The 8572-nt window shown below is 70.4% G+C and carries 5 protein-coding genes; all 5 read left to right on the top strand.

The genetic code is table 11. The features are described 5' to 3' along the window. A partial coding sequence (locus ADL29_RS38435) for a ketoacyl-synthetase C-terminal extension domain-containing protein (RefSeq protein WP_157878681.1) occupies window positions 1–346 on the top strand: 346 nt, incomplete at its 5' end. Next, window positions 280–4341 carry an SDR family NAD(P)-dependent oxidoreductase gene (locus ADL29_RS38440; protein ID WP_425424313.1) on the top strand — a complete coding sequence of 1354 codons (4062 nt, stop codon included), beginning with the start codon at window positions 280–282 and terminating at the stop codon, window positions 4339–4341. The genes ADL29_RS38435 and ADL29_RS38440, both read left to right, overlap by 67 nt. 1 nt (window position 4342) lies before the next feature. Next, on the top strand, window positions 4343–6640 hold the full coding sequence (gene fabD / locus ADL29_RS38445; protein WP_053928117.1) for an ACP S-malonyltransferase: 2298 nt from the start codon (window positions 4343–4345) through the stop codon (window positions 6638–6640). A 13-nt stretch (window positions 6641–6653) separates the two neighbouring features. Next, window positions 6654–7418, top strand: a complete 765-nt coding sequence (locus tag ADL29_RS38450; RefSeq protein WP_245689803.1) for a YqjF family protein — start codon at window positions 6654–6656, stop codon at window positions 7416–7418. A 719-nt stretch (window positions 7419–8137) separates the two neighbouring features. Then, window positions 8138–8572, top strand: a 435-nt coding sequence (locus tag ADL29_RS38455) for an Ig-like domain-containing protein (protein ID WP_245689804.1), incomplete at its 3' end; no start/stop codon positions are given.

The raw sequence follows: 8572 nt of genomic DNA on the forward strand, positions 1-8572 counted from the left end.
TGTGATCAAGGTGCTGCTGCAGATGCGGCACCGCACGCTCGCCAAGAGCCTGCACTGCGACACCGTCAATCCCTATATCGACCTCGACGGCAGCCCGTTCCACCTGGTACGCGAACGCCGGCCCTGGCCCGCTCTGCGCGATGCCGAGGGCCGTGAGCTGCCGCGCCGGGCCGGAGTCAGCTCCTTCGGCTTCGGCGGCGTCAACGCCCATGTCGTCCTCGAGGAATACGTAGGCAACTGGCCGGCTGGATCGACTCGGGCAGGCTCGGCGAGGCCGACCTGCCGGACCTCGCCCACACCCTGCAGACGGGCCGGGTCGCGATGGAGGAGCGCCTCGCCTTCCTGACCTCCTCGCTCGCCGATCTCCGCGAGCGGCTGGGCGTCTTCCTCGGCGGCGGCACCGCACCGGGCCTGCACACCGGACGGGCGCAGCGCCACGGGCCGTGGAACGAGCTCGCCGGCGACGAGGACATCGCCCTCGCCATCGACAGCTGGATAGCCAAGGGCAAGCTCGGACGCCTGCTCAAGCTCTGGGTCACCGGCTTCGACGTCGACTGGCGACGCCTGTCCGCCGGCCGTCCGATGCGGCGTATCCCGCTGCCCGCCTACCCGTTCAAGCTGCAGCGCTACTGGATCGCCGACGCGAAGAACACCGCGAAGAACACCGCGAAGAACACGGCAGGGGCCCCGGCAGCGGTGGCCGCGGAGCCGAGCGCACCACCGTCGCCCTACCACCGCGAGCTGACCGGGCACGAGTTCTACCTGCGCGATCACCGCGTGGGGGACACGCCCGTCCTGCCCGGCGCCGCCTACCTCGAGTTCGTGCGCGACGCGCTCGTCCGGGCCACCCCCGGAGCCACCCCCACGGGCGTCCGCCTGCGCGACGTGACCTGGCTGCGTCCCCTTGAGGTGACGGCACCTCAGACCCTCGCCGTCGACGTGGACCCGGCCGACGGGACGTTCGAGGTCTACGCCCACGGCGACGGCGACCGCGTCCTGCACGCGACGGGCACCGCACACATCGACCCCGCGCTCCTCGCCTCCGACAGCACCCACAACACCCCAGACACCCACAACACCCCAGACACCCACAACGCCCACGATGTCGACGCACTGCGCGCGCATCTCCCGTTCCGGCGTTCCGGCGCCGAGTGCTATGCGCTGTTCGCGCGCAGGGACATGGGCTACGGCCCCGCGTTCCGGGCCGTGCAGGAGCTGTACCACGGGGCGGACACCGCCCTTGCGCGCCTGTTGCTCCCCGAGGCGGCGGCATCCTCGCTGACACTCAACCCGGGCATGCTCGACGCCGCCCTGCAGACGACCCTGGGACTGGCGCTGGACGAGCACGGCGACGCACCGGAGGGGACGGCACTTCCGTTCACCGTGCGCGAGATACAGGTCCTGGCCCCCACCCCGGCCGAGGGCTGGGCCCTCGCGCGCCGCGCCGCGGACGACCGCCGCGACTCCGGCGTACGCCGCCTGGACATCGACCTTTGCGACACACAGGGCACCGTCTGCGTGCGCCTGCTGGGCTTCAGCACCCGCAGCAAGCCGAGCCCGGCGCCCCGCACCGCCGAGCCGGCCACCACGCCCGCCCTGCTGATCCATGCCGACTGGCGCGAGAGCGCGGCACCGGAGCACCACGGCGACGACGTCGAGCGGCACGTCGTGCTGTGCGAACTCCCGGAGGCGGACGCCACCGCGCTCGGCGAAGCGCTGGGCGGCGCCACCTGTGAAACCTGGCAGGCCCGCGGCGAGACCGCCACCCGCTACACCGAGTACGCCGAGCGGTTGCTGGAGCTGCTGCGCGACAAGGCGCAGGAGCCCGCCCGGCCGCCGCGCCTGATCCAGGTCGTCACCCCCGCACACGCGCCCTGGCTGGGCGGGCTGAGCGGCATGCTCCGCACGGCGCGCATGGAGCACCCCAAGCTGCTGACCCAGTGGATCGCACTGGACGGTGACGGCGCCCCGGCCCCGGCCGAGCTGGCCGGACGGCTGCGGCGCGACGGCGCCGACACGGCCGAGGAGGCCGTGCGCTACCGCGGCGGACGCCGACAGGTGTCCCAGTGGCGCGAAGTCGCACCGGCCGCCCCCGTACTGCCGTGGCGCGACGGCGGCGTCTACCTGCTGACCGGCGGCGCCGGAGGACTCGGTGCCCTGTTCGCCAAGGACATCGCCCGGCGCGTCGAGACGCCCGCCCTGGTCCTGTGCGGCCGCAGCCCGGCGGGCCCGGCACAGCAGGAACTGCTCACCGCCCTGCGGGCGTTGGGTGCCCGGGCCGACTACCGCGTGCTCGACGTCGCCGACCGCGCCGACGTGACCCGGGCGGTGCGCGATGTCCAGGCCGAGTACGGCGCGCTGCACGGGATCGTCCACGCCGCCGGAGTGCTGCGCGACGGCTTCGTGGCCAGGAAGACCGCGGACGACCTCCGCGAGGTGTTCGCGGCCAAGGTCGCCGGACTGTGCCACCTCGACGAGGCGACCGCCGCCGTCCCGCTCGACTGCTTCATCGGCTTCTCCTCCATGGCCGCCTTCGGCAACCTCGGACAGGCCGACTACGCCGCCGCCAACGCCTTCATGGACGGATACGCCGCCCACCGCACCGCCCTGGTGGACCTGGGCCGCCGGTCGGGCCGCACCCTGATGGTGAACTGGCCGCTGTGGGAGAAGGGCGGCATGGGCGCCGACCCGTCGACCGTCCACCTCCTGGAGTCCGTGGGCATGCGGCCGATGCGCGCATCCGTGGGCATCGACGCCCTGGACCGCATCTGGGCGACCGGCCTGACCAGCGCCATCGCCCTCGACGGCGACCATGCCCGGATGCGGCAGCGCTTCCTGCCGGCACACCCCGAGCCGGCGGCCGCGGCCGTACCCGCACCCGTCGCCCAGCCGACCGAGCCACAGGCCGTGGGAACCGTCGTCCGGGACCTCCTGGCGACGCTGCTGGAGGTCGACCCGGAAACCCTGCGAGGGGACAAGTCCCTGGGCGACTACGGCTTCGACTCCATCTTCATGATGCAGTTCCTCACCCAGGCGCAGACGCACATCGACGCGTCCCTCACCCTCGACGTCATCGCCGGCTGCGAAACGCTGCAGGAGGTCGTCGACGCGATCACCGGCACGGCTGCCCCAGCGTCCGCCCCGGAGTCCGCTCCGGTGGCTCCGCTGGACGAGGTCCCCTCGGCGGAGGCCCCACGGGCAAAGGCCCCGGCACCGCGCGCCCGGCCCGCATCGCCGAACGCCTTCCCCGAACTGGTCCGCATGAATGGCGTCACCTCCGGCCGACCGGTGTTCTGGGTCCACCACGGCAACGGCGGCGTGGAGTCCTACGCCCCGCTGGCCGCACGCTGCCCGCGCCCCTTCTACGGCATCCAGCCGAAGGGCTGGATCGACTCCACCGACATCCTCACCGGCCAGCACGCCATGGCCGAGCACTACGCGTCCCTCATCCTCGCCGTGCAGCCGGAAGGCCCGTACGACATCGGCGGGTTCTCCCTGGGCGGGCTGTTCGCGTACGAGACCGTGCGGCAGCTCCAGCTGAAGGGCGCCGACGTGCGCACGCTGGTGATGCTGGACACGCTGGACGCCGAATCCACCAACAAGGCCAACGCCCTCGTCGTCGGCGGGAACTTCGACGCCGACGTGGTCACCAAGGTGAGCGACTTCCGCGCCGTCAACCTGATCCTCGGCAACAACCGTTTCGACGCACACGGCGGCGGCACCCCGATCCTGCGCCGCGACGAGGTCGACACCACCCTGGACACCACGGCGTTCCGCGACTCCCTGATCGCAGCCGCCCTGGCCCGCGGCGTCAGCAAGACCGAGACACAGCTGCGCTCCCGCGTCCGGCAGCTGTCGCGCTACTTCGAGGCCACGCAGGGCGAGACGTACACGGTGCACCCGCTGCCGCGGCGCGACGGACTGCGCTGCTACTACCTGCGTAACCGGGGCGGTGCGTTCTTCGGCGCCTTCGAGGAGCACATGGTGCTCTTCCCGAACCCCGCCCTCCCCACCGTGGACGGCATCGCGTACTGGCAGGAGTGGGCCGATCAGATCGACGACTTCTTCACCATCGACGTCGACACCTCGATGCATGCCGAGGTCATGACGGCCCCGCAGTCGCTCGACAAGCTGATGCGCCTCTGCGACCGGCTCTACGCAGCCGAGGACGCCGTCGAGGGCGTGGTGGAGGGCGTGGTGGAGAGTGCGGTCGAGGGCATGGTGGAGAGTGCCGTCGAGGATGCCCGCAATGACGCCCCCGATGACGCCCCCGATGACGTCCTGGATGACGCCCCCGAAGACGTCTCCGCCCCGGCGACCTCCGCGCAGGGAGGCCGCTGAGATGAAGGCAGTGGTCTTTCCCGGCCAGGGCGCCCAGCGGCGTGGCATGGGGCGCGAACTGTTCGACGCCTATCCGGAACTCACCGACCAGGCCTCCGAGATCCTCGGCTACTCCCTCCGCACGCTGTGCCTGGACGATCCGCACCGGCAACTGGGCCGCACCGAGTACACCCAGCCCGCGCTGTTCGTGGTCGGAGCGCTCGCCCACCGGCAGTGGCGCGAGAACACCGGCGACCAGCCGGCCTTCCTCGCCGGGCACAGCCTGGGGGAGTACTGCGCCCTGCACGCCGCCGGCGCCTTCGACTTCGCGACCGGACTGCGCCTCGTCCAGCGGCGCGGCGCACTGATGGCACAGGCACGGGGCGGTGGCATGGCGGCCGTGGTCGGGGTCGATGCGGCACGGTTGCGCGAACTCCTCGACGAAAGCGGCTTCTTGGGCCTGACCGTAGCCAACGACAACGCACCGGAGCAGCAGGTGGTGTCCGGCGACACCGCGACCGTCGACGCGCTGGTGGCCCACCTCGATGCGCGTGACGTCCGCTGCGTGAGACTGAACGTGTCCGGCGCCTTCCACTCGCCCCTGATGCACCAGGCACAGCAGGACTTCGCCCGATTCGTCGACGGGTTCGCCCTCGGGGACCCCGCGACGCCCGTGATCGCCAACGCCACGGCGCGCCCGTACGCCCCCGGCCGGACCGCGCGCACCCTCGTCGACCAGATCGTGCAGCCCGTGCGCTGGACCGAGAGCGTGCACCATCTCCTCGACCACGGCGTCACCGACTTCGTCGAACTCGGAGGCCGCGTGCTCGGCCGACTGATCGACCAGATCCGCTCCGCCCCCCGACCGGCCGCCCGAACCGAGACACCGGCCGCCCGGACCGAGACACCGGCTGCCCGGCGCGATACGCCGGCCGCGCTCCCCGACACACCGGCCGCCGCGCTCGGCAGCCCCTTGTTCCGTCGGCGCATGGGCGTGCGCCACGCCTACGCCGTGGGCGGTATGTACCGGGGCATCGCCTCGGCCGAGATGGTCGTCAGGCTCGGCCGGAACCGCATGCTCGGCTTCCTGGGAACCGGCGGTCTGCCGCTCCCGGAGATCGAGCAGGCGGTGAAGGAGGTCCAGCACGGCCTGGCCGACGGCCGGCCCTACGGCGTCAACGTCCTGGCCGACCACGACGACCCCGCGGCCGAGCGCGCCCTGGTCGAGCTGCTGATGCGCCACCGCGTCCCCGTCATCGAGGCGTCGGCCTTCATGCAGATGACCCCCGCGCTCGTCCTCTACCGGGCACGCGGACTGCACCGCGGTGCCGACGGCCGCACCCTGTGCGACCACCGCATCATGGCCAAGGTCTCCCGGCCGGAGGTCGCCGAGCAGTTCATGGCACCCGCCCCCGGACCGGTCTTGGACCGGCTCCGCCGGGAGAACGCCCTCACCGACGAACAGGTGGAGCTCGCCCGGACGGTGCCGATGAGCCACGACATCACGGTCGAGGCGGACTCCGGCGGCCACACGGACGGCGGCGTCGCCACGGTCATGCTGCCCGCCATGCTCACGCTCCGGCGGCAGGCCCAGCACCGGTACGGCTACGACGAACCGATCTGCATGGGCCTCGCCGGCGGCCTCGGCACCCCCGCTGCGGTCGCTGCGGCCTTCGTGCTGGGCGCCGATTACGTACTCACCGGATCCATCAACCAGTGCACGGTGGAATCCGGCATGAGCACCGAGGTCAAGGACATGCTGCAGGACATCGGCATCGCCGACACCGCCTACGCCCCCGCAGGCGACATGTTTGAATTCGGCGCCAAGGTGCAGGTGCTCCGCAAAGGCGTTTTCTTCCCCACCCGGGCCAACAAACTGTTCTCCCTGTACTCCCACTACGACGGCCTCGACGACATACCGCAGAAAACCCGTTCCCTCCTGGAGAGAACGTATTTCGGGAGAAGCCTCGAAGAGGTCTGGGGTGACGTATGCTCCTATCTCCGGTCACAGGGGCGCGAGACCGATATCGACCGGGCCGACGCCGACCCCAAACAGAAGATGGCCCTGGTGTTCCGCTGGTACTTCTTCCACACCACGCGCCTCGCCATGGACGGCGACGGCTCCGGAAAGGTGAACTACCAGGTCCAGACCGGGCCGGCGCTGGGTGCCTTCAACCAGTGGGTCGACGGCACCGAACTGGCCTCGTGGCGGCACCGCCACGTCGACCGCATCGGCCTGATGCTGCTCGACGGCGCCGCCGAACACATCGCCACCGCATGCCGGCAGTGGAGCGCAAGCATCGGTGCACCCAGTGTGTGATGTCCTTCCGGCGGTGCCTGAACCGATATCTGCCGATCCTCCCGGTTCCCCGCGCAACGCGCTGCTCACCCAGTCGTGGCTCGACTTGGCCTTCCTGCACTGGGCTGTTGACCCCGCGGAGGTTGCCCCTCTCCTCCCGGCAGGCACCGTTCCCGACACGCTGGACGGAGCCACCTACGTGGGGCTCGTCCCCTTCCGCATGCACCGCGTGGGCTGGTTTCGCCTCCCCGGCGTGCCCTACCTGGGTACCTTCCCGGAGACCAATGTCCGTCTCTACTCGGTGGATGCCCAGGGCCGCCGCGGCGTCGTCTTCCGCTCGCTCGACGCGTCCCGCCTCATACCGGTGGCCATCGCCCGCACGGTCTTCCAACTGCCGTACCTCTGGTCCCGAATGGCCGTCCGCCGCAGTGACGACACCATCATCTACACCAGCACCAGGCGCTGGCCCGGGCCTCAGGGCGCGTACAGCCGGATCACGGTCCGCCCGCGAGAGCGGATCGACGAGCCCACCGATCTGGAACACTTCCTCACCGCCCGCTGGGGGATGCACAATTCCGCGTTCGGACGCGCGAGGTACCTGCCGAACACCCACCCGCGGTGGCCGCTGCACCGGGCCGAACTGATCGAGTGCGATGAAGATCTGACCCTGTCCGCCGGGCTTCCGCGGCCGCTCGGCGCCCCGGTGAGCGTGCTGTACTCGCCCGGTGTCGCGGTCCGTTTCGGCCGCCCCGCCTCCTCCGCCCGTTCCCCGAGCGCTGGATCCACCCGCGCACGATAAGAGGCCGGCCCTCGTGGAACAGGGACCAGCCTCGAAGTTATCCCGCTGGGCTAGTGACGGAAGCCGAAGCCTCCACGGCCGAACCCACGGCCGAATCCACGACCGTATCCTCCACGGCCGAACCTACGGCCGAATCCACGACCGTATCCGTAGCCGTAGTAGTCCCAGTCGTCATCCCAGTCGCCGCAGCCATGCCTGCGCCTCAGAGGGAAAACCTTTCGGAAGCTCATGATTGCCTCCTTGGATCTCGGATCTCGGATCGCGGCCCAGCCTTTCAACCGGACCACCCTCACGCTACGCCGCAGCAGAGGGTGAAATCAAACAAAATCACCTGAAAATTCACACAAATTTCTGCCTTCGCGGATACGTAAAGCTCTCATCGGTAGCTCTCTGAATTCCCTGAACTCCTTTCGGGTCAAACGAATCGAGGTCCCGGTACCGCAGCGGCGCCTTCGAGAGCCGCAGGTCTTGGGGTCTGTCCGGCCCGCCGGTCCGGGGAACGTCGGCTTCGGGGCGAATGCCACGGCCAACTGGGCGCGTCTCGCGGCCGCTTCCCCGACGGTGTTATCAGGAGCCATCTAAGAGACGGGTTTAGGAATGGTCCCTATGGTCGCTGCCAACACCGCAAGCCCGTAGTCGAACCCCTCTGTGTGGAGCAGCTCGTGACAACACCGGATAAACCTGCATCGCCGCCCAGGCGCCGGTCAATGCGCCGGTCAATGCGCCGCACATCGACCGTGTGGGCGTTGTGTACGGCGGGTGTGGTGGCCCTGGCCGCCTGTGGCGGGAATGCCTCGTCGGGTCGTAACGACGGCGGCAAGAACGGTCAGGCCGGTGACGCCTCCGGATTCAAGATCAAGCTCTCGGTGGAGGACGGTGCCACCGACGCCGGTATCAATGACACGGGCGTCAAGGTCACCGGCGGCAAGCTGACCGCCGTGCGGCTGGTCCAGGTGGACAACGGCGCCACGGTCAAGGGCTCGATAGCCGCCGACGGTTCCTCCTGGCGGCCCTCGCGCCCGTTGGAGCGCGGCACCAAGTACAAGGTGGTCGCCAACGCCAAGGACGCCAAGGGCCGCTCGGCCACCGAGAACGCGACCTTCACCACCGTCTCGTCGGCCAACAGCTTCATCGGCAGCTACACCCCCGACAAC

Source organism: Streptomyces chattanoogensis (assembly GCF_001294335.1).
Classification (GTDB): domain Bacteria; phylum Actinomycetota; class Actinomycetes; order Streptomycetales; family Streptomycetaceae; genus Streptomyces; species Streptomyces chattanoogensis.